24 protein-coding genes, 1 tRNA gene and 2 pseudogenes are annotated in these 26,173 nt (G+C 54.5%); 20 read left to right on the forward strand and 7 right to left on the reverse strand.

The genetic code is table 11. The features are described from left to right. The first annotated feature begins 41 nt into the window (after positions 1 to 41). Both chpT and ABVT35_RS18270 read left to right on the forward strand, forming a co-directional pair. Positions 42 to 677, forward strand: a complete 636-nt coding sequence (gene chpT / locus ABVT35_RS18265) for a histidine phosphotransferase ChpT (protein WP_368468263.1) — start codon at positions 42 to 44, stop codon at positions 675 to 677. A 191-nt stretch (positions 678 to 868) separates the two neighbouring features. Continuing rightward, on the forward strand, positions 869 to 1,234 hold the full coding sequence (locus ABVT35_RS18270; protein WP_368468264.1) for a PleD family two-component system response regulator: 366 nt from the start codon (positions 869 to 871) through the stop codon (positions 1,232 to 1,234). A 369-nt stretch (positions 1,235 to 1,603) separates the two neighbouring features. Here the strand turns inward: ABVT35_RS18270 and ctrA are convergent, their stop codons facing one another. Beyond that, positions 1,604 to 2,305 carry a response regulator transcription factor CtrA gene (gene ctrA / locus ABVT35_RS18275; protein ID WP_136660945.1) on the reverse strand — a complete coding sequence of 234 codons (702 nt, stop codon included), beginning with the start codon at positions 2,303 to 2,305 and terminating at the stop codon, positions 1,604 to 1,606. A 434-nt stretch (positions 2,306 to 2,739) separates the two neighbouring features. Here ctrA and ABVT35_RS18280 point away from each other — a divergent pair, with 434 nt between their 5' ends. Continuing rightward, positions 2,740 to 3,096 (forward strand): flagellar export protein FliJ, encoded by a 357-nt coding sequence (locus tag ABVT35_RS18280; RefSeq protein WP_368468265.1) that lies wholly within the window; start codon positions 2,740 to 2,742, stop codon positions 3,094 to 3,096. Positions 3,097 to 3,240: 144 nt separating this feature from the next. Beyond that, complete coding sequence (locus ABVT35_RS18285; protein WP_368468267.1) at positions 3,241 to 3,744, forward strand: paraquat-inducible protein A; 504 nt, start codon at positions 3,241 to 3,243, stop codon at positions 3,742 to 3,744. Between the two features lie 93 nt (positions 3,745 to 3,837). On the opposite strand, the gene ABVT35_RS18290 is transcribed toward ABVT35_RS18285, so the two are convergent. Then, complete coding sequence (locus ABVT35_RS18290) at positions 3,838 to 4,113, reverse strand: DUF1153 domain-containing protein (protein ID WP_267988611.1); 276 nt, start codon at positions 4,111 to 4,113, stop codon at positions 3,838 to 3,840. A gap of 253 nt (positions 4,114 to 4,366) precedes the next feature. Here ABVT35_RS18290 and mnmA point away from each other — a divergent pair, with 253 nt between their 5' ends. Continuing rightward, positions 4,367 to 5,566 (forward strand): tRNA 2-thiouridine(34) synthase MnmA, encoded by a 1,200-nt coding sequence (mnmA, locus tag ABVT35_RS18295; protein WP_368468269.1) that lies wholly within the window; start codon positions 4,367 to 4,369, stop codon positions 5,564 to 5,566. Here the strand turns inward: mnmA and ABVT35_RS18300 are convergent, their stop codons facing one another. From ABVT35_RS18300 to ABVT35_RS18315, 4 genes are all read right to left on the reverse strand, one after another. Beyond that, positions 5,567 to 6,058 carry a hypothetical protein gene (locus ABVT35_RS18300; RefSeq protein ID WP_368468270.1) on the reverse strand — a complete coding sequence of 164 codons (492 nt, stop codon included), beginning with the start codon at positions 6,056 to 6,058 and terminating at the stop codon, positions 5,567 to 5,569. Positions 6,059 to 6,091: 33 nt separating this feature from the next. Continuing rightward, entirely contained in the window at positions 6,092 to 6,565 is a 474-nt protein-coding gene (locus tag ABVT35_RS18305; RefSeq protein WP_368468272.1) for a hypothetical protein, read from the reverse strand. A 229-nt stretch (positions 6,566 to 6,794) separates the two neighbouring features. Further along, complete coding sequence (locus ABVT35_RS18310) at positions 6,795 to 7,934, reverse strand: DegT/DnrJ/EryC1/StrS family aminotransferase (RefSeq protein ID WP_368468273.1); 1,140 nt, start codon at positions 7,932 to 7,934, stop codon at positions 6,795 to 6,797. Between the two features lie 267 nt (positions 7,935 to 8,201). Next, positions 8,202 to 9,161, reverse strand: coding sequence for a Gfo/Idh/MocA family protein (locus tag ABVT35_RS18315; protein WP_368468274.1), 960 nt, complete (start codon positions 9,159 to 9,161; stop codon positions 8,202 to 8,204). Positions 9,162 to 9,307: 146 nt separating this feature from the next. Here ABVT35_RS18315 and ABVT35_RS18320 point away from each other — a divergent pair. Together ABVT35_RS18320 and ABVT35_RS18325 are read left to right on the forward strand one after the other, a co-directional pair. Then, positions 9,308 to 9,384 (forward strand) — tRNA-Met (locus ABVT35_RS18320). Between the two features lie 437 nt (positions 9,385 to 9,821). Further along, positions 9,822 to 9,917: pseudogene (locus ABVT35_RS18325) on the forward strand (IS6 family transposase); the annotation flags it as partial. Positions 9,918 to 9,995: 78 nt separating this feature from the next. Here ABVT35_RS18325 and ABVT35_RS18330 read toward each other — a convergent pair. Beyond that, positions 9,996 to 11,225: an ROK family protein gene (locus ABVT35_RS18330; RefSeq protein ID WP_368468275.1), complete on the reverse strand. Its 1,230-nt coding sequence runs from the start codon at positions 11,223 to 11,225 to the stop codon at positions 9,996 to 9,998. A gap of 129 nt (positions 11,226 to 11,354) precedes the next feature. Here ABVT35_RS18330 and ABVT35_RS18335 point away from each other — a divergent pair, with 129 nt between their 5' ends. From ABVT35_RS18335 to ABVT35_RS18395, 13 genes and pseudogenes are all read left to right on the forward strand, one after another. Continuing rightward, positions 11,355 to 12,110, forward strand: a complete 756-nt coding sequence (locus ABVT35_RS18335) for a glucosamine-6-phosphate deaminase (RefSeq protein ID WP_368468277.1) — start codon at positions 11,355 to 11,357, stop codon at positions 12,108 to 12,110. After that, the gene (locus tag ABVT35_RS18340; protein ID WP_368468278.1) at positions 12,103 to 13,311 is read left to right on the forward strand and encodes an N-acetylglucosamine-6-phosphate deacetylase; all 1,209 of its coding nucleotides are present in this window, start codon (positions 12,103 to 12,105) and stop codon (positions 13,309 to 13,311) included. The genes ABVT35_RS18335 and ABVT35_RS18340 overlap by 8 nt, the downstream gene beginning before the upstream one ends. Positions 13,312 to 13,346: 35 nt before the next feature. Further along, positions 13,347 to 14,324 carry a TRAP transporter substrate-binding protein gene (locus ABVT35_RS18345; protein ID WP_368468281.1) on the forward strand — a complete coding sequence of 326 codons (978 nt, stop codon included), beginning with the start codon at positions 13,347 to 13,349 and terminating at the stop codon, positions 14,322 to 14,324. A 57-nt stretch (positions 14,325 to 14,381) separates the two neighbouring features. Next, positions 14,382 to 14,906: a TRAP transporter small permease gene (locus ABVT35_RS18350; protein ID WP_368468282.1), complete on the forward strand. Its 525-nt coding sequence runs from the start codon at positions 14,382 to 14,384 to the stop codon at positions 14,904 to 14,906. After that, a complete protein-coding gene (locus tag ABVT35_RS18355; RefSeq protein ID WP_368468283.1) occupies positions 14,903 to 16,195 on the forward strand; it encodes a TRAP transporter large permease in 1,293 nt (430 codons plus the stop codon). Before ABVT35_RS18350 ends, ABVT35_RS18355 begins: the two co-directional genes overlap by 4 nt. Positions 16,196 to 16,226: 31 nt before the next feature. Continuing rightward, positions 16,227 to 17,426, forward strand: a complete 1,200-nt coding sequence (gene uxuA / locus ABVT35_RS18360; RefSeq protein WP_368468284.1) for a mannonate dehydratase — start codon at positions 16,227 to 16,229, stop codon at positions 17,424 to 17,426. A 314-nt stretch (positions 17,427 to 17,740) separates the two neighbouring features. Beyond that, on the forward strand, positions 17,741 to 19,177 hold the full coding sequence (locus tag ABVT35_RS18365; protein ID WP_368468286.1) for a mannitol dehydrogenase family protein: 1,437 nt from the start codon (positions 17,741 to 17,743) through the stop codon (positions 19,175 to 19,177). A gap of 549 nt (positions 19,178 to 19,726) precedes the next feature. Then, positions 19,727 to 20,647: a LysR family transcriptional regulator gene (locus tag ABVT35_RS18370; RefSeq protein ID WP_368468287.1), complete on the forward strand. Its 921-nt coding sequence runs from the start codon at positions 19,727 to 19,729 to the stop codon at positions 20,645 to 20,647. Between the two features lie 270 nt (positions 20,648 to 20,917). Then, complete coding sequence (locus ABVT35_RS18375; RefSeq protein WP_368468848.1) at positions 20,918 to 22,084, forward strand: alpha-hydroxy acid oxidase; 1,167 nt, start codon at positions 20,918 to 20,920, stop codon at positions 22,082 to 22,084. A 290-nt stretch (positions 22,085 to 22,374) separates the two neighbouring features. Next, positions 22,375 to 23,415 (forward strand): TRAP transporter substrate-binding protein, encoded by a 1,041-nt coding sequence (locus ABVT35_RS18380; RefSeq protein ID WP_368468288.1) that lies wholly within the window; start codon positions 22,375 to 22,377, stop codon positions 23,413 to 23,415. A gap of 84 nt (positions 23,416 to 23,499) precedes the next feature. Beyond that, positions 23,500 to 24,033, forward strand: a complete 534-nt coding sequence (locus ABVT35_RS18385) for a TRAP transporter small permease (RefSeq protein ID WP_368468290.1) — start codon at positions 23,500 to 23,502, stop codon at positions 24,031 to 24,033. Further along, positions 24,030 to 25,298, forward strand: coding sequence for a TRAP transporter large permease (locus tag ABVT35_RS18390; protein ID WP_368468292.1), 1,269 nt, complete (start codon positions 24,030 to 24,032; stop codon positions 25,296 to 25,298). The genes ABVT35_RS18385 and ABVT35_RS18390 overlap by 4 nt, the downstream gene beginning before the upstream one ends. A 172-nt stretch (positions 25,299 to 25,470) precedes the next feature. After that, positions 25,471 to 26,116: pseudogene (locus ABVT35_RS18395) on the forward strand (IS6 family transposase); the annotation flags it as partial. Between the last annotated feature and the right edge of the window lie 57 nt (positions 26,117 to 26,173).

Raw genomic sequence — 26,173 nt, forward strand, 5'->3', positions numbered from 1 at the left:
TTTCGGGCCCAAGGCCTTGCATGATGCAAAAGGAGTGAAACATGGCTGCAAACCCCAATCTGACGCTTTCTGGGCCTGACCTGGCGGCGCTACTTTGCAGCCGGGTATGTCACGACGTTATTTCTCCGGTCGGAGCCATCAATAACGGGCTGGAATTGCTGGATGAGGGGGGCGCGGACGAAGACGCCATGGATCTGATAAGGGCCAGTGCACACAATGCATCGGTCCGTCTGAAATTCGCCCGGCTTGCATTCGGTGCATCGGGGTCGGTAGGTGCGTCGCTTGATACCGGCGAAGCGGAAAAGGCCGTTCAGGATTTTGCCAGCGCAGACAATAAAACTGAAATCGCCTGGCAGGGCCCGCGCGCCATAATCGCCAAAAACAAGGTCAAACTGCTTCTTAATCTTTTCCTGATCGCCTACGGATCGATCCCTCGGGGCGGAAACATAGACATCGTTCTGGAAAACCTGGAGACGGAACCGAAATTCACTCTGACCGCACGAGGCAAGATGGTCCGCGTACCGCCGAAATTCCTGGAGATTTACAGCGGAGAAAGCAGCGAAGCGGTGGATGCACATTCGGTTCAACCCTATTACACCGTTCTGCTGGCCGATGAGGCGGGCATGACGATCAGTTCGACGGCGGGCGCCGATGAGGTCACTTTCACGGCGATCTGACCAGGAAAAGATCATTTTCAACTTATGATAGTGCCTTAATCAGAAATTAAGCGTATCTGCTAACCAAATCTTACGCTCTGCGACCTATCATTCCTTCATGACGGGGCACATGCCAAACGCCCACTCCGGTGTAATCGCAGCCGAATTTCGGTGATTTTATCGGAACGGGACTGTTATGGGGAGTTACGACGATGCAGCGGCTTATTTTGGTCGATAAATCGGTAATCATTCGCAAGGTAGCGAAGCGGATTCTGTCCGATCTTGGCTATCTGGTTTCGGAGGCTGATGACGCGGAAGCGGCGATGGCGATCTGCAAAGGCCGGCTTCCGGCGATCATGATCGTTGATGCCAGCCTGCCGGGCGCTACGGATCTTATTGCAGATATCCGTAAGATTCCGGGCGGCGACGACGTCAAAATCTACTACTGTCTGGTCGAGGGCAAGCTGAAGCACATGATGCAGGGCAAACGTGCCGGTGCTGACGATTTTCTGCTGAAGCCTTTCGACAGGGATATTTTGACGAAAGTGTTTTCGAACCCGTCCAAGACAGCGGCCTGATCGCATCGGGCACGCGTTGACTGTGCCAGATCCGCCTTGCCGCATGGCGAGGCGATACTCGGCCGGTTTCGCTAACATGCGCTGAATCAAGCCCTTTTCAGGTGAGCCGCAACTGTGCGGCCGTTCCGTTATTGCATAACGGGAACGATGGTTTCCACATCGCTCCCGGCCGTTAAATCCCTTCACATTACAACACATTGCCCGATTTGCTGTGATTGCACCCGGCTCGGATCCGGTTTTCAGCGTGGAGCCAGCAGTAGGGTGTAGTGTATTTATTTGTCCTTCTTAGCAATGCAGACAAGGAAAACCCGCCGGAAGCATGTTGCTTCGGGCGGGCTGGGAAACTGTGCTGAATTGTTTCGAAGCGGATCAGGCGCTTTCGAGAATTTCGCTGTCTTCCGGTTCGCGCAGAACATAACCGCGGCCCCACACCGTTTCGATGTAATTGCGGCCACCGGCGGCTGTCGCCAGTTTTTTGCGAAGCTTGCAGATGAATACGTCGATGATTTTCAACTCGGGCTCGTCCATTCCGCCATAAAGGTGGTTGAGGAACATTTCCTTGGTAAGAGTAGTGCCCTTACGCAGGGAAAGCAGCTCCAGCATCTGGTATTCCTTGCCTGTCAGATGGACGCGCTGACCGCTAACTTCCACGGTTTTGGCATCCAGGTTGACCAGCAGGTCTCCGGTGGTGATGACCGATTGGGCATGTCCCTTGGAGCGACGCACGATAGCGTGAATGCGGGCAATCAGCTCGTCTTTGTGGAAGGGTTTGGTCATGTAGTCGTCGGCACCGAAACCCAGGCCCCTGACCTTGTCTTCAATACCCGCCATGCCCGAGAGAATAAGGATTGGTGTCTTTACTTTGGAAAGACGCAAGGTGCGCAGAACCTCATATCCGGACATATCCGGAAGGTTCAGGTCCAGCAATATGATGTCGTAATCATACAGCTTTCCCAGGTCCACACCCTCTTCACCGAGGTCGGTGGTGTATACGTTGAAGCTTTCAGACTTGAGCATCAACTCTATGCTCTGCGCCGTAGCGCTATCGTCCTCGATCAATAATACCCGCATGAATTTCCCCTTTTCCGCCGCAGAAGGATGCAACGGCCTTCTGCACCCACCGGATCGAGTCGTTGCCTGCCAAAAACCTGCCATCAAATGGTTAACAAATTCTAATTCGGTATGGCAACCCTTAATTGTCTTTTCAGTAGATAGACCTAATTCATTGAATCTTAATGTGAATTAAAAAATCATTAGTTAATCCAGAACATTAAGAAATCCTTACAACCGACTCGCTGGATTCGCGAAAGAAATGTTGAATCAGGCGACTTTCATTTACTCGGTTTTAAGCGATTGGCCCTATGATTAACGATGTCCGTAAACGAAAGGTTACCAAATTCACCGAATGGGCAGTTTCCCGGGCTTTTGGGAACGTTGATCGGGGTTGCCGGAAAGACGGATGAGAAACTGGTTTGCCGGGATCTCGCGTCACGGGAGTAATGCGTATGAAGTCTAGTGAGAGCCTTGTTCGTCTGAAGGAATTTCAGGTCAACGACAAACGCCGCCAACTGAATCAGATTCAGCTGATGATGTCCGAGTTCGAGCGCATGGCCGCCGAACTGGAGTATCAGATCGCGGCGGAGGAAAAGAAGGCCGGGATCTCGGATCCGACACATTTTGCCTATCCGACCTTTGCAAAGGCGGCGCGCCAGCGTGCCGACAATCTGCAGGGATCGATCCGCGAATTGCGTGTTCAGCAGGATGCTGCCGAACTTGCAGTCGAAGAGGCGGAAGCGGAGTTGGAAAAGGCCGCGGCGCTCGAAAGCCGTGACGCCGGCACCCGCAGTTCCAAGGCCGGATAATCCATCGGCCCCTCCTGACCATCAGATAGAAAGACCGGCTAGCCTGAGCGGCCGGGATGTGCTTTTGTGTGTCCGGCCGGTTGATCCCGGCAGCGGACGCTTCTGCTTGTGTGCTATGCGACCGCGCTGAAACCGATTGACAGCATGCGAGCATTCAAAGCCGGGGTGTCATTGCCTTACCATTTCATTTTGCCGCCGTTGCTGTTTGCCGGACCGTTTTGCCTGGCACTCGGCCTGACCTTGCCGCTGGTTCGCTTTGAAAAGCTGTATTTTTTCGAAGAGACCCCTTCGCTGATCGGCATCATTGCGACCTTGTGGCGTGACGGCAGTTTGCTGCTGGCCGTATTGGTGGCACTGTTTTCAGCCGTTTTTCCGGTGGCCAAGCTGCTGGTGGTGTTTTACGAGGCGGCGGCCAAACGGAACGGAGAGGCGACTGGAAAGGGGCTGTTGAGCAGCTTTATTCCGCTGCTCTCGAAATGGTCGATGATGGATGTGCTTTTGGTCGCGCTGGTCATTGTTGCGGCAAAATCCAGCGGGGTTGCCAACGCGTTTACCCAGCCGGGGCTGTGGTTTTATGCCGCATCTGCGCTGACAGTAACCGTAACGCACTACCTGTTGCAGTTGCGTGGATCGACGGTCGCGCAATAAAAACGGCCCTCAAAGTATCGGGCCGTGATCGAAACTGGATTTGGAGAAGTGGCAGCGCGGATTTGGCAAGCGCCGGCTACAGCAGTCAGGCACCTAGTGACGGTACTGCTGGATACGGGTGGTGCGCAGGCCGGCAAGACCATGTGCGTCAATCGAAGCCTGCCAGGAGAGAAACTCCTCAACAGTCAGCGTATAACGCTCACAGGCCTCTTCAAGACTTAGCAGTCCGCCTCTGACAGCTGCAACGACTTCCGCCTTGCGACGGATTACCCACCGTCGCGTGCTGCTTGGAGGAAGATCGGCAATTGTCAGCGGACTGCCGTCCGGGCCAATCACATATTTTATTCTCGGTCGTACCATTTCGGTCATTGGACTCTCTATACACACTCAAAGACCTAACTCCCCACACCATACCAATTGAGGTTTAAAGATTGTCTAAACAAACCGGCACAACTTTGTATAACGTTGAACTAGTAGGTTCGTGGACCGGTGCGGACAGGGCATTTGCACCGAATCATCAACTGTGATGACCGCGGAACTTGCCGTTGCAAGGGCAATTGCATATATCAGGGCAGAAGCTTGATTGGCGCCTTTAACGCCTTTGAACGCGGAAACCGAGACCTTGAACACACTAGATATAAACAAGAGACCTGAGGACACGCGGGTTGTCGTCGCCATGTCGGGCGGCGTGGATTCGTCCGTAGTGGCGGGTCTGCTCAAGCGCGAAGGCTACGATGTCGTCGGCGTGACGCTGCAGCTCTATGACCATGGAGCGGCTGTGCACAGGGCCGGCTCGTGCTGCGCCGGGCAAGACATCGATGATGCGCGGCGCGTATCCGAGACACTGGGCATTCCGCATTACGTGCTCGATTACGAGCAGCGTTTTCGCGAAGCGGTTATCAATCCGTTCGCCGAAAGCTATGTGGCCGGCGAAACGCCAATTCCCTGCGTTGCCTGCAATCAGACCGTCAAGTTTGCGGATCTTTTGAAGACGGCGCGTGAACTCGGCGCCGATGCCCTGGCAACCGGGCACTATATACGCTCGCGCACCAACGGCGCGCACCGCGCGCTCTTCCGGCCGATCGATTCGGACAAGGACCAGAGCTATTTTCTGTTCGCGACGACACAGGAGCAGATCGATTATCTGCGGTTTCCGCTCGGCAACCTGTCGAAGGCCGAAACCAGGTCGCTAGCAATGGAAATGGGTCTGAATGTTGCCGACAAGGCGGAAAGCCAGGACATCTGCTTTGTGCCACAGGGCAAGTACAGCGATGTTATCTCCAAGCTGAAGCCGGAAGCCGCGCTCAAGGGCGAGATCGTGCATATAGACGGCCGGGTCCTCGGCCGGCATGACGGCATCATGCATTATACGATCGGCCAGCGCCGCGGTATCGGCGTTGCCATCGGCGAGCCGCTTTATGTTGTGCATCTCGATGCGGGCTCGGCGCGCGTTGTCGTCGGGCCGCGCGAAGCGCTGGAGACACACAGGCTGCATTTGCGCGATATCAACTGGCTCGGGGACGGGCCGGTGTCGGGCCTTCCGGCAAGCGGCTTTGCGTGTTTTGCCAAGGTGCGTTCGACGCGCCCACCGCGGCCGGCCACGGCCTGGTGGAAGGACGATACACTGATGGTCGAACTGACTGAAGGCGAGGCGGGTATCGCGCCCGGCCAGGCCTGTGTTCTTTATGCAAGCGATGGCGATAATGCCCGCGTTTTTGGCGGCGGGTTTATCGACCGCACCGAACGCACCGACGAGACTGAACGGCTGCTGCAGACATTGCTTGCGCAGGAGACATCGCAGCCAGCCGTTCACCCGGCCTAATCAGGCCGGCTGGCCGGACCCGGCGCCGATGCGCTGGCCGATAAAGTCGGCTGCAAATGTGTGGACAGGCTGCTGCGTCGCGGCGACGGGGTTTTGCCCCTCGTCAAATGACTCGCCCGCATAGGAGCCGGCAAGGCTGCGGTACTTGCCGTCCTGCAGATCCGAAAACGTCAGATCGTAGACAACGCGCGTGGCGCCATCACCGCCGTCCGTCTCCTTGATATCGTGGTTGAAGTTGATCACTACCGCCCTGACGGTGTCCGGGCCGGTCGGCGTCCATGTGCCGAGTCCGGCTGTAAAGCCGATCGACGCTTCCTGGTCACTCACCTGCGAGACATTGCCGCCCGGGGCGAAGGACAGCACGCGCTTGTGGGCGTTGTCCTGGACAAGAAGATAGGATCCTTCAAAGGTTGTACTGTCGGCGGCGAGGGCAGGGCCGGCACCCAGCAGGGCGACGGCCAGTGCGGATGACATGAGTGTATTGCGGAGCATGAAAACCTCCTTGTTGGCTGTTTGACTGGATGTTTATTCGGCGAGGATCCGTGTTCCCTCAAATCGTGTTCCGAAGCTCCTGACGTGGGGCTCATCTGGCGATTGAGGGTTCTGGCCGGCATTGTAGGCCTGACCTGTGAAATAACCGGTCACCTTCTGGTATTTGCCGTCAACCGGTTTGGAAAAAGTCAGGTCGTAAACGATCATTGCAGCGCCCTGTCCATCGGCAGCATTTTCGGGATGATTGAAGTCAACGATGCTTGCCCTTGCGCTGCCGGGCCCTGTCTTGGTCCACGTGCCGAGACCGGACGTAAATCCGACCGTGTTCTGCTGGTCGCTGATCTGGCTGACGGTTCCGCCTTGCTCAATAGACAGTACTCTTTGGCGCTCATCGCTCTGTCGCAGCAGATAGGCTCCGTCGATGGCAGTGCTGTTGGCAGCCAGCGCAGCGGGCGAAAATGCCAGTGCGGCGGCCATTGCCGGAATCATGAAGGGTAGTTTTGTCATTACCGAGTACTCCGTATGGGTGTTTGTTCGCCCCCGGACGGTTCGGTCGGTTACATTGGCAAATGTGGTGATGAAATATGCCCGGTTTTAGACCGGTGGGCTTAGACTTTAGGGTCATAGATAAACTGTCCACGGCCAGCCCAGCCGATGCATCGCCATTTGATGAAGCGAAATGTGCACAAAAAAACCGGCCCTGAAGGCCGGCTGTTTCCTGTCCATTTAAGGGTCGTTACTCGGCAGCCACAGCTTGGCGTGCCGACGTAAATTCGACGATCGTCTCGATGATCCGGTCCTGATCCGAGCGTTCAAGATAGGGGTGCATCGGCAGGCACAGAATGGAGTTGGGCAACTGCTCGGTCACCGTCAATTCGCCCGGCCCCTTCGGATAGTGAGCATAGGCGGGCTGCTGATGCAGCGGCTTGACGTAGTATATCACTGACGGAATGCCTTTTTCGCCGAGATGGGCTTTCAGGCCGTCCCGATCGACGGTCTCAATGGCGAACTGTGCCCATGCGGAGCGCATGCCCTGCGGCGTGTGCGGGACGCGGACATGGTCCTTGAGATTGTCGCAATAGTAACCGGCTATTTTCTGCCGGGCTTCCAGCTCCTCGTCGAAGATGGCCAGTTTTTCGAGCAGGATTGCCGCCTGGATCGTATCGAGGCGCGAATTCATGCCGATATGAACGTTGTCGTACTGGCTTTCTCCCTTGCCGTGGAAGGCATAGGAGCGCAGTCGTTCCATCATCTCATCGTCGTTGGTGAACATGGCACCGCCGTCGCCGTAGCATCCAAGCGGTTTTGCCGGGTAAAAGCTGGTTGCGGCAACATCGCCAAACGATCCGCAGGCGCCTGCGGCGGTTGTGCCGCCAATGCTCTGGGCGGCATCTTCAAGAACCATGATGTCGTGTTTCCTGCAGATGGCTTCGATCGCAGGATAATCGGCCGGCGTGCCGAACAGGTCGACCGGAATGACCGCCTTGGGATTGAGCATGCCCCTGGCCTTTACATCCTGGATGGCATCTTCAAGGCAGGACGGGTTCAGATTGTAGGTTTCGTGGGCGATTTCCACGAAGACGGGTGTGGCGCCGGTCAGGGCGACAACCTCGGCGGTGGCGGCAAAGGTGAAAGAGGGAACGAATACGGCATCGCCAGGACCGATTTCACGGGCCATAAGCGGAAGAAGTAATGCGTCCGTTCCGTTGGCGCAGCCGATGGCGTGCTTGACCCCGACATATTCCGCGATTCTGGCTTCGAATTCGGAAACTTCCGGGCCGAGAATATAACGGCCTTCGCCCAGAACCTTGGAAACGGCCTGCTCAAGGCGACCGCCAATGCGCGCTCTTTGCGCAGCAAGATCGATGAACTGCATATTTACTTCTGTCCCCCTGCGGAAAACACTGATGGCCGCCTGCGGTATTGTCAATCGGCGCTCAGCGATTCGCGTGATACATGCGGCTATCCGGTTCCCAACCACCCGAACGTCCGCACCCTTACCAACAATAACGCTGAATTCCTTAGAATCTAGCTAATACGCTGTCATTACACATATTTCTACCCCGGTGTCTTCACACAAACACGCATCGTGTAACCGCAGGTGATCGGCATTTTAGGGAATTTTACATCCCGGATTTCCGGTTCAATCGTGGGTGACGGTGCCGGCTGAGAGGATTTTGATGACGGCAAGGCCTTCCTCGGCAGGGGTTCGAGGCGGGTTGCCGGTGCGGATGCAGTCGATGAAATGCGCGCATTCCTTGGTCAGCGGCAGGCCGTCGGACACGGAGACATAACGCGGTTCGGCAGTCTCGAATTGCAGGCCTGCGTCGTTTTTCCACACTTTGTGGTCATAAACCGCCAGTTTCTCATGCCACGGCGCGACATCGTCGAATACGGCCATTGCCTTTTCGCCGATGACGGTCAGCCGCCGCTCGCGGTAGGGGTTCAGGCGTGAAGCGAAGACATGCGAGCGGATGCCGCCCGGAAATGCCAGATGCAGATGGGCAAAATCACTCAGATGATTGAGCACGGCGGACCCTTCGCCGCGAATGTCACTGGGCTCTTCGCCGGTCAGCGCCAATATCAGCGACAGGTCGTGGGGCGCGATGTCCCAAAGTGCATCGTTTTCGGTGTGAAACTTGCCAAGGCCGACGCGGTGGGAGTGTATGTATTGCAGCTTTCCAAAGGCGCCGTCCGACGCCATCTGGGCAAGGGTCTCAAATGCCGGGTGAAAGCGCAACACATGACCAGTCATCACCGCGACGCCGGCCCTTTTCCCGGCTTCAACCACCCGCGTCGCATCGGCAACGTTAAGGGCGATGGGCTTTTCAACAAGCACATGCTTGCCGGCGGCAATCGCCGCAAGCGCGGTCTGTGCGTGAAGTTGCGGCGGCAGGGCAAGGACGACGGCGTCAATGCGCGGATCCGACAGGGCGGCTTGCGGATCGACCGTCTCCACGCCGAACTCTTCGGCAAGGGCGGCGGCGCGTGCGGTGTCCTGGTCGGCGACGGCGAAGAGCGCGCCCAGTTGGCTGAGCGTCCTGACGTGGTTACGGCCCCAGTATCCGCAGCCGATGACGGCGATGGCCGGATTGGTTTTCATTGCTTTTTTCTGCATTGTGCTGGTTGCTTTGCCGTTGCCATATCGGCCCGGAAGAGGGCACGCAAGTGGCCGGCTGCATTTTCTGCAAGCTTTTGCTTGACACCAGCGATTGTGCGCCATTATATCGCGCCGTTCCTGACTGGTCCGGCGGGGTAGCTCAGGTGGTTAGAGCAGCGGAATCATAATCCGCGTGTCGGGGGTTCAAGTCCCTCTCCCGCTACCATTTTTTATAAATAAAATCAGTGTCTTGAGTTGATGATGGTGCCAGCTTGCGTTGAGGCTTGGCTTGCGGTGTGGCAACCGGCGTACTGTCGGCATGGATTTTCAATGATATTGGATTACGCAACCGTATCAGTTGATCGAGTGATGGACTGGCCGAACAAGCTCGAGATCTCAGGTGGTTAGAGCAGGGGCTCACCGAATTCCGTGCGCGGAGGGATCAACAAAGTAACACGATGATCCAACGCAAATCTTGCGAGTGCTGAGAGTTTGGTTTCGTTCGGCGAAGCCGGCAACGTGTTATCCGCCTTTTGTTTGAAGGTTTAAATCCTGCCCCTGCAACCAACACCATCAGCACGCTGACTGCTGTGCGTCTTTCGAAGCGCGCTGCTCTGATGGAAGCCCCGCCTGAAGCAGGCCCTGTAATCCCTGAATAAGATCTTCAACGTCCAGCGCCACCTAATCTCCCGAAAACCACTACGCCAATTTCGCAATGAAGCGATGAGCGCATGGAAGGCTGTGACAGTCGCAGCATGAGCATGGCTGCGGGCCAACTTCACGCGGCAACCGTTCTGCAACGTGACAGCGCCCAAAGACGAGCGCACCACAACCCCGTCAACTTTCATGGGGCTGATTAGACTTATTACCGCAAAGCAAACCAATCGCGGGACGAAACAGGTCGGAGGCCGCTCCGATTATTTCGTCACTCTTGCTGCGGCGGCTTGAGACAACCGCAGGCCGGCGACCTTTACTGACCAGGGACCGTTCGGGCAATATCTGCTCGAATTCATCCAGCAGGAGCTGAAACGTATCCGGGCTTTGGACAAACGGTCCGGTAAGGACAATCTCGTCAGGCATAAGCGTCAGTGTCAAATTGCGCAGTGTATGTGCCATCAGCAAAATCGGGCGCTTCAGAAAGCTTTTATCCGAGCACATTTTAAGAAACTCCTCGAACTTATGCTCGTCGATCGGGATCGGTTGGTTTTCTGATTGGGTCGCCAGCGCCCACAGGCCAGCTTCAGCCTCCATGCATCCGATCATACCGCACTTGCAATGAGCTGTGCTTTCCGGATCGAGAACACAGTGCCCGATTTCACCAAATCCATCGCCGAAATCCAGTTCTTTGCCGTTGCTCGCGAACGCAGCTCCAATACCTATGCCCCAGTGAATAAGCAGGGTTTTCTTGTTTCTGATGCGGGCGTGGCGGGAGATCCGCGCCCTCAATTCGCAATTCAGGTTCTTTCTGACGATAACCTGAGACCTCAATATGTCTGACAAGATGTTCAGGTCGAAATCAGGCAGCTTCGGCCAATACGCGGAATAAACCCAACGCTTGCCTGGCTCATCGACAATTCCCGGTAAAGATAGTGCAAATCCGCAATGTTCCGCTGCTTTGGGAATGTGTGGCCGGCTTTGTGCCGACAGACGCTCAATGACATCAGTAAAACCGTGCTTGTCTATTCTGTCTGCGTGCACTTGCTCCTTAGCCTCGAAGTGAATCCTGCCGGAGAAATCGACTACGGCGCAGTGAATCGTGTGTGAAACTGCATGGAACACGACAGCACAAAGACGATTGGATGCGGGGGAGAGGAGTATTTCGGGCCGTCCTTTTTGCAATGCTTGTGTCGGTCGCGATTCAATGACCAGACCGTCCCGAATCAACTCCAAAACCAAATCGGAAACCGTCGCGGGCCTGAGTGCCATGTCTGTGGCGATCTTCTTTCGGGTTGGATTGTCGCCATGGCAGATGGCGGACAATATCCGTCCCTTACGTCCGGCAGGAAAATCAACGCCGTCAAGTTCGTATTGTCGAAAGTAGTAGTCGCTCATCGGGATCGAGGTCATTGGCCGGTCTGTCCTTTTGAATCAGATCATATGGAAAAACTACAGGTTTTCCAGGCGCTTTTGCCAGATGTGGATATTTTATTGACATTTTTGTATTTAAGTACATAATTGTAAAAAAATGGAGCGACAATGAAGATTGCCATTGACAAAACCCGGACGGAAGCGAGCAAGCGGGCTGCTGATTGTGGAGCGGTTTACATCCAGCGTGCCCTTCGAGAGCGGGGTACCGTACGAGTTATCCTTGCTACAGGCTCCAGCCAGTTTGATGTGCTGAGGAATCTTGTCTCAAGAAATGATATCGACTGGTCGAAATGCACGGTTTTTCATTTGGATGAATATATCGGTCTGTCCCGTTCACACAGGGCGAGTTTTGTAAATTACTTGAGAACTCGCTTTGTAAATTTGATTCCCGAACTGGGCCACTTCGAAGCGGTCAATGGGGAAGCGGATAACGTTGACGCGGAAATTATGAGACTGAGCGCGGAGGTGACCAAAGCCCCCATCGATGTTGCTTTTGTTGGCATCGGGGAGAATGGGCACTTGGCATTTAATGATCCGCCCGCTGATTTTATGACCGAAGCTCCCTATCTGCGGGTCACGCTCGATCAGCCGTGCCGCACTCAACAAATTAATGAAGGCTGGTTTGAAACCATCGAGGACGTTCCCACTGAAGCAATCACAATGGGCATTCGCCAGATTATGAATTCAAGGGCAATCATCTGCACGGTGCCGGACGAACGCAAGGCCATCGCAGTTCGCAATGCGGTTGAAGGACCTGTCAGCAATCTGTGCCCAGCTTCCATCCTGCAAAAGCATGGCGAAACAAGGCTGTTTCTGGACAAGTCCGCTGGCGGTCGGTTGACTACGGGGTGCGGGCGTGGGTGAGTTTCAATCATTTCCTGCTGGCATTCGCACGCGTTCAGAGCCAGTTCCGATCGAGGTGCACCGTACCGCTGAGGGGAAATTCGTCTCTCTGAATCTGTTGCCCAATGGCAGCTTGGTTCCACGCGGGGACGCTGCACCAGAAGGCGAAGTCGCAGTTGGATTTGACGGCAAATTTGCTACTCAGGGATTGATCGACCTCCAGGTTAACGGCTTCGATGGGCTGGATTTCAACCGGGGCGAGATAACCGGCGAGCAACTGGATCAGGCCCTTGTGAGTTTGGCCAAAACCGGCGTCACGGCCCTTTTGCCGACGATAATTACCGGCTCGCCTCACCGCATGGTCAGTACACTGCGCGAACTGGACAAGGCGGTGTCGACCAGCCGGTTAGGACCGCACATGGTCGTAGGATACCACATCGAGGGCCCATTTCTGTCACCAAAAGACGGGTTTAGCGGGGCACACAATGGCTCGCATATGACAGCGGCGGACCTAGTGCTCGTCGATCAACTTCAGGCGGTGTCGTCACGGAAGATAAAGCTTGTGACCATTGCGCCGGAAGTCGATGGCGCCATTGAAATAATCCAAGCGCTTACGGAACGCGGAACACAGGTTGCGATCGGCCATTCAGCGGCGAACGCGGACCAAATTTCTGCGGCGGTTGAGGCTGGCGCGCGATTATGCACGCATCTTGGCAATGGCTTGCCGCAGATGCTGCACAAAACCGACAATCCAATTTTCTGGCAATTGGCCGACGACCGGCTGACGGCAATGTTTATCGCCGATGGCATTCACGTGCCGCTTCCAGCTCTGCAAACGATGCTGCGGGCCAAGGGGCCCCTGCGTACAATCCTGACAACAGACGCAGTCGCCGCCGCCGGGCATAGTATGTGGCCCGGTCCCTATACGCTGGGAGATGCGGCGATCGAGCTAGCGGAAGATCGTTCCGTGCGTATTCCCGGCTCCCGCTATCTCGCGGGATCGTCGGTCACTATGGACCAGATGGTTCGCAACATGGCGGTCTGGTTTGATCAAACTGTCCCAAATTTGTTGCAGCTCATGCGGGAAAATCCGTTGCGCTTCATCAGCGATCAGCACGAAGCCGTTCCATTGGGCGCTACAGACGGTGTTGTCGAATGGGAAACCAGATCTGACGAGTGGTTTGTCAGCAATACCCATATCGGTCCGTTCACAATTGAATGAAACCACAACTTTGTCGTCATCCAGGGAGGAAACCAATGACACACATGCACTTGAACAAAGGACTATTGCTTGCTGTCTGCATGATTTTTTGCAGCGCAGGACTGGCGACTGCGGAAACCGTTTTGCGCCTGGCTGAAAACCAGCCGGAAACGAACCCGGTGACCGTAGCTATGCATCGTTTTGCCGAACTGGTCGGTGAATACACCGATGGCGAGGTGAAGGTTGAAGTTTATTCGGGTGCCCAGCTGGGTCAAGAGGTCGAGAGTATAGAAATGACCCAGGCCGGGGTTGTCGACATGGCGCGCGTTAATACAGTGCCTTTGGCAAATGTTACGCCGTCGGTCGGGGTTTTCACCCTGCCGTATATCTTCAGTAGCACTGAACATAAATACAAAGTTCTTGATGGCAAAATTGGCCAAGGCGTGCGCGCTGATATGGCACAGGCCGGACTGATCGGATTTGACTTCATGGAAGCTGGCTCGCGCAGTTTTTACACTCGTGAGGGGGCACCGGTATCCAGCATTGACGATCTTGCCGGCTTGAAGATCCGGGTACAGAATTCACCGATCTCGATCCGCATGGTAGAACTGCTCGGCGGCGTGCCGACGCCGATGAATTATGGCGAGGTTTTCTCGAGCCTGCAAACCGGCGTGATCGATGGGGCGGAAAACGACTTCGTCAGTTTTCTAACCTCGGGCCATTACGAGGTGGCGCCTAACTACGTCATAGACGGCCATCTCAGCCCACCGGCGATTCTCATTATGAACAAGGCTCGCTTCGACAGTCTTTCCGCCGATCTGCAGGGTGCAATTTCGCGGGCTGCGCACGAAGCCGCAATGTACGAGCGCGAACTGATGTTCGCCGCTAACGATGAAGCCCGTGCCAAGATCGAAAGTGCCGGTGTCACCGTCCAGGAAATCGACAACGGACCATTCCAGGAGGCAATACTGCCGATTTATGAAGAATTTCCGCATTTGGGCGATCTGATCGTTCAAATTCGAGCCGCAAACTAGATAGGTTCACCACGGCCGGGCGATTGCCCGGCCTCCAACACGACAAGGAGAGCGGAATTGTTAGCGCTGCCTTCGGCCATCCAGAGCCTCGCAAGGTTTGTCGACATGCTGAACCGTATCGCACGCTCAGCCTGTAACCGGCTTCTGGAATTGATTGTTGCTGTTACTTTCATGCAGGTTGTCCTACGTTACATATTCAACAGCCCGACAAAATGGTCTGAAGAGGCGGCTATGCTGTGCCTCGTCTGGTATGGAATGCTCGCTACGGCGATTTGTGTCAGGGATCATCATCACATAGCCATCGTCTTCTTTCGTGATTTGCTGGGAAAGACGGGCGGGTATGTTTTGGATGTGTTCGCCCATTTGATTATCCTATGCTTTGCGCTTGTTCTGCTTTTCAGCGGTTCAAAGCTTGTTGACTTGGCCGGCGTTGCGCTTTTGCCTGCCTCCGGCATCCCGAAATATCTTCTCTATTATTCGGCCTTTACAGGCGGAGCGCTCATAGTGCTGAATGCCATAACCAACATTGTGACCGGCTCGCTTCGGCCTGATGAATTTGCCGAACCCGAGACAACATCATGACCGAACAAGGTGTTGGGATAGCATTGCTGCTTGGCGGTTTTCTCGGGCTGATGATCCTTCGGGTGCCGGTGGCTTTTGCGTTGGGAATGTCCTCGGTTGTTACCGCGATTTACCTTGATCTGCCTATACTGATGGTTGGCCAGCGGATGGTGAACGGGCTGTTCAGCTTCACTTTTCTGGCAGTGCCTTTTTTTATCCTTGTCGGAAATATCATGACGGAAGGCGGTATCTCTGACCGACTGGTGAAATTTGCGGAAGTGCTTGTCGGACGCTTCCGCGGCGGGCTTGCGCAGGGCAATGTCGTGGCCAGCACCTTTTTTGGTGGTATTTCCGGATCCTCGGTGGCAGACGTCGCCTCGATAGGGTCTTTCCTGATTCCCGCAATGAAAAAGCGCGGCTATTCCCCGGAATACTCAGTTGCCGTCACGGTTACCTCGTCGGTTCAGGGCGTGTTGATTCCGCCGAGCCAGAACATGATCTACTACGCGCTGGCCGCCGGCGGATTGCCAATCGGCAAGCTTTTTCTTGCCGGCTATGTGCCTGGAGTACTGCTGTCGATAGCGCTGATGATCCTTTGTTGGCTGGCCGCCGTGCGCCAAAATCACCCGACCGGCGATACCTATGGGCTGTGGAACAGCCTGGGCATTGTCGGGCGTGCCTCGGTCGGATTATTCACCATCGTGATTATTATCGGCGGTATCGTTGGTGGAGTATTCACCGCGACTGAATCCGCTGCTGTTGCTGTTGTTTATGCTCTGCTTGTGACAGTGTTCATCTATAGGACCATGGACAGGCAAAAGATGCGCCGAATAATGGCGGGTACACTGGCCTCTCTAGGCATGGTTGTTGCTATCATCATGACCTCTTCGGCATTTGGCTTTCTGTTGTCGTATCTGAAGGTGCCAACCATCTTGTCGGATTACATCCTGAGCCAGTCCTCAAACCCCGCGACCATTCTGTTGATGATCAATATCCTGCTGCTGGTTCTTGGCATGTTGATGGATATGGGGGTTCTCATTCTAGTCATGACCCCCATTTTGCTGCCTATAGCCATCAAGATCGGTGTTGATCCCATCCATTTCGGCATAATCATGATCCTGAACCTGGGGATCGGAGTTTGCACTCCTCCGGTCGGAACATCCTTGATGGTTGGATGCGGTATCGGCGACGTAAAAATCGAAAGGACGCTGGCCGCCCTATTACCGTTTTACATGGCAATGGTCGCTGTATTGGTACTGGTGACCTTCATTCCCGCATTGTCGCTGGGTTTGGCTAATTTTTTTGAATGATTACTGAAACTGGAAATAGAAAGCTCGCCGCATGAGACAAGCTTGGCGCTGGTATGGACCGACCGATCCCGTTTCGCTCGACGATATCCGCCAAGCGGGCGCAACTGATATAGTTTCAGCTCTGCACGACATTCCCATTGGGGAAGTCTGGGGTTCACAGGAAATCGATTCCCACAAAGCCAAAATCGAGATGCATGGAGCGCCGGGTGCGATACTGCGTTGGAGCGTTGTTGAGAGCATTCCCGTGCATGACGCGATAAAACGGGCTGATCCAGCCGGCAAACGGTTTGTCGATAACTATATCCAAACTCTGCGCGCGCTCGCCAAGGCCGGAATCAAAACGATTTGCTATAATTTTATGCCCTTACTGGACTGGACCCGCACCGACTTGGAGTGGATTATGCCGTCCGGTGCCCGGGCGTTGCGGTTCGATGCGACAGCATTTGCGGCATTTGACCTGTTTATTCTAAAACGTCCGGATGCGGCGGAGGATTACGATACGGCCCGGAGAGATAGCGCTGAAGCCTACTATTGGGCGATGGGCGCGGGTGATGTCGACACGCTTACCCGAAATATACTTGCGGGATTACCGGGAAGCACGACAGAAGCCAGTACACTTGAGGGGCTTCGCAAGGCAATTCGCCGTTACGACGGTATTGGCCGCAAAGAACTGCGCGCCAACCTTGTTGCATTTCTGCATCAGATTCTGCCAGTGGCCGAAGACCTGGGAATCAGGCTGGCAATTCATCCCGATGATCCACCCCGCCCGCTTCTGGGTTTGCCGAGGGTGGTTTCAACTCGCGATGATCTGGCAGCACTGTTTTCCGCCGCATCCAGTGATGCAAATGGTCTGACATTCTGCTCCGGAAGTTTGGGGGTGCATCCGCAAAACAACCTGCCGGCAATGGTTTGCGAATTCGGACATCGAATCTATTTTGCTCATCTGCGCGGTACCCGCCGTGAGAGGGATGTCGAGAGTTTTCATGAGGCCCAACATCTTGACAGCGATGTGGATATGGTTGCCGTCATCCGCGAACTACTTGCAGAAGAGCAACATCGCCAGCGAGCCGGCCGGTCCGATTATGCCATCCCGTTTCGCCCCGATCATGGGCACCAGATGCTGGACGACCTCCGTAAGGTGGGATTAAACCCGGGCTACACAGCGATAGGTCGATTGAAGGGCCTGGCGGAACTGCGCGGAGTCATCACCGCGTTGGAGTATCGGCAATGATCGCCGGAATCACCCGCGCAGGCGGAACCTTCGCCGGTGCCGGTCTGTTGCGTTGTCCGGAAATGTGTGGCCACCGGGAAATGCGAATTAAGCGTGGTCAGCTGTGGTGTCACATGTTGGCTCGCACGGAGCTTTCGATTCATTGCTCGTGGTTATGGATCCAGAGAAACTGATCCATGAACAAAACGCAGCGACAGATGCTGACGGATCAACTCACTGAGACCGACCTGCCATGATCGATCTGGCGGTGCGATTTACGGGCAGTCAACGGTGCATGCGTTGAAATCCTGCAGCAAAGGGGAAGGGCCATTGCCGTGAAACTGAGCAACCGGTTGCTGAAACACCTATCGATAACCAAACCTGACTACGACCGCAACGCGGTCAGGCCCGGTATTGTGCATCTTGGCATCGGCGCCTTTCACCGGGCGCATCAGGCGGTATATGTGGATGATTTATTGGCAAGTGACCCTGGCTGGGGCATTGTTGGAGTTTCTCTGCGCCGCCCGAATACTGCCAAAGCGCTTGTCCCCCAGGATGGGCTTTACACTGTTATCGAGAGGTCACAATTTCGTACAGACTATCGGGTGATCGGCAGTGTGATCGACACCCTTGTCGCTTCAGATGAACGCCATGATGTGCTCACGGCAATGGCGCGTCCGGAAACAAAAATCGTGTCTTTGACGATCACTGAAAAGGGGTACTGCCACGATCCGGCGACCGGTCAGTTGAACCCCCGGCACCCTGACATTGTCGCTGATCTTGCTGAACCGCATTGTCCGAGATCTGCGCCGGGGTTCCTTGTTGAGGCGCTGCGTCTGCGCCGTGAAGCGGGGCTGTGCCCATTTACAGTTCTTAGCTGCGACAACCTACCGTCAAACGGCGCAACATGTCGGACTGCGGTTCTAGGCTTCGCGGAACTACTTGACTCCGAACTTGCAGCTTGGATTGCCGATATGGTTGCTTTTCCGTGCACGATGGTCGACAGGATCGTTCCTGCGACGGTTCCGCAAGACAAGTCCGTGCTTATGAAGGATACCGGCATTTGTGACCGGTGGCCCGTGGTAACTGAACCGTTTCGGCAATGGGTAATTGAAGATAATTTCTGCGCAGGGCGCCCGGCATTTGAAAAGGTCGGTGCGCAACTGGTTTTTGACGTGGCTCCTTTTGAGACGATGAAACTGCGTCTGTTGAATGGCAGCCACACGGCACTAGCCTGCTTGGGACTACTTGCCGGGTACGAAACAGTGTCGGAGGCTATGGCCGACCCAAAGCTAGCTGACTTTACGCGCCGGCTGATGAGCGACGAAATGGGGCCGACGCTGTCTATGCCCCTAGATGTAGATCTAGCCGAATACCAGGATATTCTGATTGGGCGGTTCTGCAATCCGGCCCTCCAGCATCGGTTGATCCAGATTGCGGCCGATACGTCTCAGAAGTTGCCCCAGCGGATATTGGAGCCGCTGCGCGAGCGGCTTGCGGCGGATTTGCCGGTTGACCACCTTGCAGTCAGCATCGCGTCATGGATCCGGCTTGTTTCCGCACGGGATTGCGACGGATATCGCTTTGAGTTGAACGACCCGCAATTGGCCGCTGTTCGGGGTGCAGCCGAAGGATGTGGAGGCGATTCGTCCGCGTTGGTCGCAGCCATTCTTGCGCAAACCAGCATCTTCGGAGTTGATTTGCGGCACATGGACCAACTCGTGCGAAACATGACTGCTGTGCTTCAGGACCAAGGTCTAAGTACCAGCTAAATTGGCGGGCGGAAGAAGCTGAAGAACCGCATCCTGCTCGAAAACCACTTACTACCGCAACACCATCAAACAGCTGCGCTTGCTACAACGAAAGATCGCACTTTAAACAAAAACTCTGATGAGCCAGAGCCTCCATTAGTTCAGACCAAAATTGGTCTCAAAATCCCTGACGACGGGCAGTACTGGCTGCTTCATCCGGCAGGTTAAGCTCAGCCAATTTCACCCGCGGACACGTGAAGTGGCAGGGCGAACAACACCATTCGTGCTGCATCGGCTGCTAGAAATTAGACGTCATGCCGACACCTTGGTGGTGACGTGCAAAGGAACAACCCGCAAATGAAGTGATGTAATGTCGGGATTGCGCGAACATTCGGACATCAGCGCAACCAGGGATAAATTCAGGTCCGTACGTCGGCAACCGATTGTCTAGTTGGTGTGACAGAACCCAATGAAATGTGTCCAGATGCTCGACGGCATCATACTTAGTGTTTTCAAATGTGGATATGAGATATATGCACGCAGTGCATCAGTTTAACCCGGGAGAACACAGTGAATTTGCGTCAACTTGAGGCGTTTCGGGCAACCATGCGCTGTGGATCCATCACCGAAGCCGCGGAGATGCTGCATATATCGCAACCGAGTGTTAGCCGATTGATTTCAGACCTCGAACGCTCTGTCGGATTCGAGTTGTTTACGCGCGTTGGGCGGGGCCTTGCTCCCACAGTTGAGGCGCGGACTTTCTACGGAGGTGTAGAGGGTATGTTTGTCGGGATCGATAGGCTGCAAGAACTGGCAACATCGATCCGCACGACAACTGGGGGCGAAATCTCCATTGGTACCATACAGTCAATAGCGACAATTGAGTTGCCCAAGGCAATCAACCAGCTTTATCGGCAATACGCCGATATCCGGTTCATGATACACTCCCGCAATACCCCGGCCATACTGGACGCCGTTCAGTTGCAGCAATTTGATCTCGGGATTGTGGGACGACAGCCTCCATATAAAGGTGTTGAAGTCCTCTTTCAGGCAAGCGCCCCATATGTTTGTCTGATGCCGGAAGAGCACCCGCTCGTTGGAGAGGCAGGCAGCGTGGATTTGGCGCATCTTGTTAACGAAGAGCGTTTTGTGACATTTGGCGGCGCATATCCGGATGAAATGATGTCGATAGACAGTGAGCTATCCACTGAAATGCAGCGCCGATCACGCTTGTCAGCCACCAATATGCCTGTGGCGGCCTCTTTGGTGCGTGATACAGGTGTTTTTGCGATTGCCGATCCCTTTTCGGCAGAACAGGCGGTCAGACTTGGTGGCGTTGCGTTCAGGCCTATCAAACAAAACCTGAAATATCATGTTGCACTTATAGCTTCGGGTCGCGAACGCCTCTCCAAACACGCGTTGGAGTTTGCCGATTTACTTGCCCAGCAACTCAAGAACAGGTTGGAAGAAGTCAGCCGGTATTCGGATTGAGTCGTTCTGGCAAGAAATTGGTCGGTTATCCACGATCATCAACAGTTTGAAATAGTTGCGTCATCATTATTCAAACTGAAATTGCCGCCGCCTTGAGCATGGCTGACTAGCCTCCCCGATTCATAGATTTTCCAAATAGGTCCCGGTTTTTTTTCAATTGGAGGCAACAAAGGCCTTCAAAGTAGGTTGGATTGATCAATCGCAACCAACTTATATTGGGGCAACAAAATCGTTTATCTTCCAGAAAATCGCGTCCACGCCAGTAAGAGGATTTTCTCCACTGAGGACGCCCGCAAACTTGCCCGCAAGAAGCTTCCCCGGTTGGTTTTTGACTTTGTTGAAGGTGCTGCGGGAAAGGAGGTGACATCGGCACGCAATGAATCGTGCTTTGATGAAATCCTTCTGCAACCACGGGTGATGGCGGATGTGAGCCAGCGTTCGCTCGTGACCCGGTTTCTGGGCAGGGACTATGATTTGCCGTTTGGTGTTGCCCCAATGGGAATGTGCAATCTCGTTCGGCCTAGAGCAGACAAATTGGTCGCAGAGGCTGCCCGTCTTCACAACATCCCAATTTGTCTTTCCTCCGCTGCGTCTAGTCCGATCGAGGACATGCGCAAATGGGCCGGTGAGAATGCGTGGTTTCAGCTTTATGTCGGCCATTCGGTCGAGTCGTCTCTTCAAATGGTCGAGCGCGCAAAGTTAGCGGGATACGAAACCCTGGTTTTGACAGTGGATGTCCCACAGTTGTCCCGGCGCCCGCGCGATCAGCGAAATGGTTTTGACATGCCATTTCGAATTGGTCCTAAACAGTTTTTTGATTTTGCGACGCACCCGGTTTGGTCGCTGACGAGCCTAATATGCGGTGTGCCAAAGCCACAGAATTTTATTTCTGAGGACGGAGACGACAAATTTGTGCGTCGCGCCAGCAGGGCAGGTGCCGACTGGCAATTTCTGGATCGGCTGCGGGATATCTGGCCGCATCATCTAATTGTGAAAGGCGTCATGTCGGCTGACGATGCACTGCGCATTCAGCGCAGTGGAGCAGACGCGATTTACGTGTCCAACCATGGCGGGAGGCAGCTCGACAGCGCACCATCAGCCATCAGTACCGTCTCGAAAATACGTGCGGCGGTTGGTCAGGGCTTCCCTCTGATTTTCGACAGCGGAATCCGTGGCGGTGAGGACGTCATCAAGGCTTTGGCTTCGGGTGCTGATTTCACGATGCTGGGCCGACCGATTCTTTATGCACTTGGTGCCGAAGCCCGGGTTGGATTGAACTCGCTTATTAAGTTGTTCGCCGAAGACATGAGCTTGGCAATGGCCCAGTTGGGTGTCGCCAATGTTGAGGACATCAATGAGAGCGTATTGCTCGAACGGTCGCCCACAGTTGGCGAAAAACTCAATACTTCACTTCAATTCGCAAGCAGCCAGGCCTGATGGTCCGGGGATCCGAATTCCCCACGAACGGTGGGCCGGGCGAAGTCGCATCTGTGCGAGCTATCTGGCCTGCCGAGATGCAGTCCAGCTGCTCACATAGGATTTTCGAATATGTCGAATAATATTTGATCATTGTTGGTAGAGCGGCAGGTTAATAGGTTCACACCAGATCACAAAATCTGGGCTGAATTTGACCGGTCCAGACGACGATCAGGCGGTGACCGGGAGTTTACCGTCCAACACAGCTAATTCCTCATCAGTGATAATTGACGGGGTAAAGGGAGGAATGAATGACGAATTCATCCATACGAACTGTCACGCGCAAGGTGATCGGAAAAGTATTCGCCAGCCTGGCTATTGGCGGGCTGATAACCATTCAGGCATTGCCGAGTTCTGCAGATGAAATAGTAGCTCGCATGTCCGTGCATTGGGGACCGACCCATCACAGTGCCATTCATGCAAAGATGTTTGTAGACGAGGTCAACAAACGGGCCGATGGCCGGCTGCGTATCGAATTTTTTCCGGCAGGTCAGCTTTTTGGCATTCGCGAACAGCTGGGTGCCTTAACGTCCGGTGCGATTGAAATCGGCGGAATTGTACCGATTGTCAGCTTCCCGCCGGTCAACAAGAACTACAATGTCGCTGCCTATCCGGGCCTGTTCGAATCCTACGAGCAGCAGCGCGATTTCTTTATGAATACGAATGCTGGCCGCGAGATCTGGAATGACATTACCGGCAAATCCAACACGACCTTGCTGATGTTCGATCCAGTTGGTCCGGTGATGACTTTTAGCGCTGCCCGTGAGTTGGATAGCGTCGAGGCGATGCGGGGGCTGAAAGCCCGCGCTCTGATCCGGAGTGAACGGCCTTTGTGGGAGGCACTTGGCGCAAATACAGTGTCATTGCCCACTCGCGAGGTTTATACCGCCCTTCAGACGGGCATGATCGACACGATCAACAGCCCTCCAGGCAGTATCCGCTCCTATAGCTGGTGGGAGTATTTGCAGTATGGGCAATTGCCTTATCAGTATTTTTCGGATGCTTACCTGATGGCGAATGCGGACTGGTTCAACGGTTTGCCGGAAGACCTGCAGCAACTGCTTTTGGATGTTGGCCGTGAGGTTGGCATGGTTTCGACCGCGACGATCATGAATACGGGTGAGGAAACTCTTGCTCAATTCGAAGAACGTGGCGGTGTCGTGACTGTTCTTGATGGCGATGCAAAGGCAGAATTTGATGTGCTAATTGCCGAAGAAGTGTTGCCGGGTATGGCTGAGCTGATTGATGCCTCGGTCCTGAAGGCCGCGCAGGCCTACGTCACGCAGCAGTAGACCGGTTAACCTACAGCGGCGGTTGCCAAAAATGGCGACCGCCAAGATTTAAAACCCTCGAAGCACTGAATCAGGATCGCGCCAATGTCCGTCATCCTTTCTGTCCTGCGTGCCATCAACACGCAGCTTTCACGCATTGCTACGATGTTAGCGATGTTAATAGTCGCCATAATGGTTGCCGCCCTGACAGCGAGTGCTGCAACGCGCTTTGTTTCCGGCACCGGGTATGACTGGCTCATAGAGCTTCCACCGGCGCTTGTTCCCTGGTTGGTGTTTCCTCTGCTTGGTCCGCTGTTGCGAACTGGTGAGCATATTCAGGTGGACTTGTTGCCGACGTTCCTGCGGCCACGCCATGCACTCTATCTCAGCCTATTTACCTATTCTGTGATGCTGATTGGGGCCGTCATATTTATGCTCGCAGGACAAGAGGCCGTCACCTTGTTCAGACAACTTGGACAAATTATGGAGCTGGAATTTGAAATCCCAATCTGGTGGATGTATCTGGCATTTCCAGTTGGATTCGGCATCCTCGCACTATTCGCATTCGAGATGTTTCTTGCAACGTTACAGGCACTTATCTCTGGCGATCTATCGGAGGAAGGATGTCAGTCAGCATGAATATCCTCGCCGTCTTCATATCCGTCGTTTTGCTCATCATGTCGGTTCCAATCTTCATGGTCTTTGGATTGGGTAGTTCAACCACTGCAATCTGGGGGATGAACCTGCCCTGGTCTACGTTGATACAAGTTTCGTTTGGTTCCATGACCAAGCATGTTCTGATTGCAGTACCGCTTTTCATTTTCACGGGAATGGTGATGTTGCGTGGTGGTGCGGCTCATCGCTTGGTTGCATTTGCAACGGCTCTGGTTGGGCACTGGCCCGGTGGGCTTGGCATCGCGATGGTTCTGGCAATGGGCTTCTTTGCTGCATTTTGCGGATCGATCCTTGCTGCAATCACTGCCGTTGGTACAATCATGATGCCAAAAATGGTGGAGCAGGGTTACCCGAAGCCCTTTGTCATTGTGCTTGCCGCCTCTGCTGCATTTCTTGAATCTCTAATACCGCCTTCCAATGCTGCAATCCTCTTCAGCGCCCTGACAGATGTGCCGGTATCCAGAACATTTGCTGCAGGGTTTGTGCCAGGGCTGGTGCTATTGATCCTGCTGACAGCCGTGGTGAGTTGGCGCTGCCGCGATCTGCGCAGTCCGGTTCGCTCGAGCGGCGCCGAAAAACTCAGCGCATTTTGGAATTCACTCCCCGGCCTATTTACGCCGGTCATCATTCTGGGCGGAATTTACGCCGGCCTTTTGACCCCGTCCGAATCTGCAGCCGTGGCGGGCGTTTGGGCTATGGCGATCGGGTTCTTTGTTTACAAAGAACTCACGCTAAAAGGATTTATGGATTGTCTGAAGCAAACAGCGATGATCACCGCTGTAATTTTCGCAATCATTGCCATGGCAACTTTCCTTAGTGTTGTTCTCACCTACTCGCAGGCACCTCAGAAAATAATTACATTTTTTACCGAAATGGGTGGAACACCTTTGATGTTTTGGTTCGCGGTAGCCGCAATCTGCCTGATCCTTGGAACTTTTGTGGAGATCGTACCAGTCTTCTATCTGACAGTTCCGATCTTCGCTGCACTGGCGTTGTCGCTCAATCTCGACATCCTTCACCTCTATATTGTCTTCGTCGCCTTTGCGGGGATCGGAATGATCACACCGCCTGTGTGCGTCGGGGTCTATACGGCCGCCAGCGTGGCAAAAGAAAGTCCGGAAAAAGCTTTTCGGGAGGTTCCGCTCTTTGTCGGCGTTGGCATTGTATTTGGCCTTTTGATGGTTTTCTTTCCTGCGGCAGCCACCTGGCTTCCGTCTGTCCTGCAATAGGTTTGGTGCCCATGTCTGATATTGACCTGCCGTTGACCAATGCCCATTGGGGACATACCACGTGGAAGTCGCGGACGGTGAGGTCAGAGCACTTCATGCTTTCGGCGAGGTTCTGATCCTTCGCCCATCGGTCAGGGGTCGGTCGGTTCTGTCACCCTAACCGGATGATTGGATACCGACGTCTCGGTACTGTTGTCGGACGCAGAAAGTCTCCTGTGTCCGATACCGATTTCCGTCCTTGATCATTCAACATGCCGTCTGGTTGTATTTCTGTTTCCCCGTCAGCTTTGGCGATGTCGAGGATCTCCTCGCAGAGCGCAGTATTGATGTCTCCTATGAGGCCGTCAGGCGTCGGGCCTTGAAGTTCGGGTTGATCTATGCCGACAGGCTGAGGAGGTATCGCCCCGAACCGCCGCACGCTGGCATCTCGATGAGGTCTTCGTCACAATCAATGGCAAACGGGTGTATCGTGGCGCGCTATTGATAGCGGTGGCGAAGTGGTGAAAATGCCGGTGTAATCGCGCAGAAACAAGAAAGCCGTCCTAAAGTTGGTGCGCAAACTGCTGAGGAAGCTTGGTTACACACCAGACGAGGTGGTAGCCGACAAACTCTCGTACTTCCGGGATGCACGGCAAACAGTCACTGGCGGGAAAATACGCAACAGTACAGAAAACACGCACGTTCCGCTTTGTCATCGCGAGAGAAGGGTGCAGCGGTCTAAGTCCGTCGGATCGGCTCGGAGATCTCTCTCAACACACGCCGCCGATTACAACACCTTTAATGTGCAACGCCATCTGATTTCTCGAACGACACTTCGCCAAACCGTCCAACCAAACACAAATAGCAAGAAGATCCTGACGGCAGCAAAATCTGGG

The organism is Hoeflea sp. TYP-13, from assembly GCF_040932035.1.
Lineage (GTDB): Bacteria > Pseudomonadota > Alphaproteobacteria > Rhizobiales > Rhizobiaceae > Hoeflea_A.

Bases quoted from the DNA above. Each gene is read 5' to 3' on its own strand.
- ABVT35_RS18385 (WP_368468290.1), top strand. From the start codon at position 23,500: ATGTCCGTCATCCTTTCTGTCCTGCGTGCCATCAACACGCAGCTTTCA.
- ABVT35_RS18330 (WP_368468275.1), bottom strand. From the start codon at position 11,225: ATGACCTCGATCCCGATGAGCGACTACTACTTTCGACAATACGAACTT.
- ABVT35_RS18310 (WP_368468273.1), bottom strand. From the start codon at position 7,934: ATGCAGTTCATCGATCTTGCTGCGCAAAGAGCGCGCATTGGCGGTCGC.
- ABVT35_RS18345 (WP_368468281.1), top strand. From the start codon at position 13,347: ATGACACACATGCACTTGAACAAAGGACTATTGCTTGCTGTCTGCATG.
- ABVT35_RS18355 (WP_368468283.1), top strand. From the start codon at position 14,903: ATGACCGAACAAGGTGTTGGGATAGCATTGCTGCTTGGCGGTTTTCTC.
- ABVT35_RS18285 (WP_368468267.1), top strand. From the start codon at position 3,241: ATGCGAGCATTCAAAGCCGGGGTGTCATTGCCTTACCATTTCATTTTG.
- ABVT35_RS18335 (WP_368468277.1), top strand. From the start codon at position 11,355: ATGAAGATTGCCATTGACAAAACCCGGACGGAAGCGAGCAAGCGGGCT.
- ABVT35_RS18280 (WP_368468265.1), top strand. From the start codon at position 2,740: ATGAAGTCTAGTGAGAGCCTTGTTCGTCTGAAGGAATTTCAGGTCAAC.
- ABVT35_RS18290 (WP_267988611.1), bottom strand. From the start codon at position 4,113: ATGACCGAAATGGTACGACCGAGAATAAAATATGTGATTGGCCCGGAC.
- ctrA (WP_136660945.1), bottom strand. From the start codon at position 2,305: ATGCGGGTATTATTGATCGAGGACGATAGCGCTACGGCGCAGAGCATA.
- uxuA (WP_368468284.1), top strand. From the start codon at position 16,227: ATGAGACAAGCTTGGCGCTGGTATGGACCGACCGATCCCGTTTCGCTC.
- ABVT35_RS18305 (WP_368468272.1), bottom strand. From the start codon at position 6,565: ATGACAAAACTACCCTTCATGATTCCGGCAATGGCCGCCGCACTGGCA.
- chpT (WP_368468263.1), top strand. From the start codon at position 42: ATGGCTGCAAACCCCAATCTGACGCTTTCTGGGCCTGACCTGGCGGCG.
- ABVT35_RS18315 (WP_368468274.1), bottom strand. From the start codon at position 9,161: ATGAAAACCAATCCGGCCATCGCCGTCATCGGCTGCGGATACTGGGGC.
- ABVT35_RS18300 (WP_368468270.1), bottom strand. From the start codon at position 6,058: ATGCTCCGCAATACACTCATGTCATCCGCACTGGCCGTCGCCCTGCTG.
- ABVT35_RS18270 (WP_368468264.1), top strand. From the start codon at position 869: ATGCAGCGGCTTATTTTGGTCGATAAATCGGTAATCATTCGCAAGGTA.
- ABVT35_RS18390 (WP_368468292.1), top strand. From the start codon at position 24,030: ATGAATATCCTCGCCGTCTTCATATCCGTCGTTTTGCTCATCATGTCG.
- ABVT35_RS18380 (WP_368468288.1), top strand. From the start codon at position 22,375: ATGACGAATTCATCCATACGAACTGTCACGCGCAAGGTGATCGGAAAA.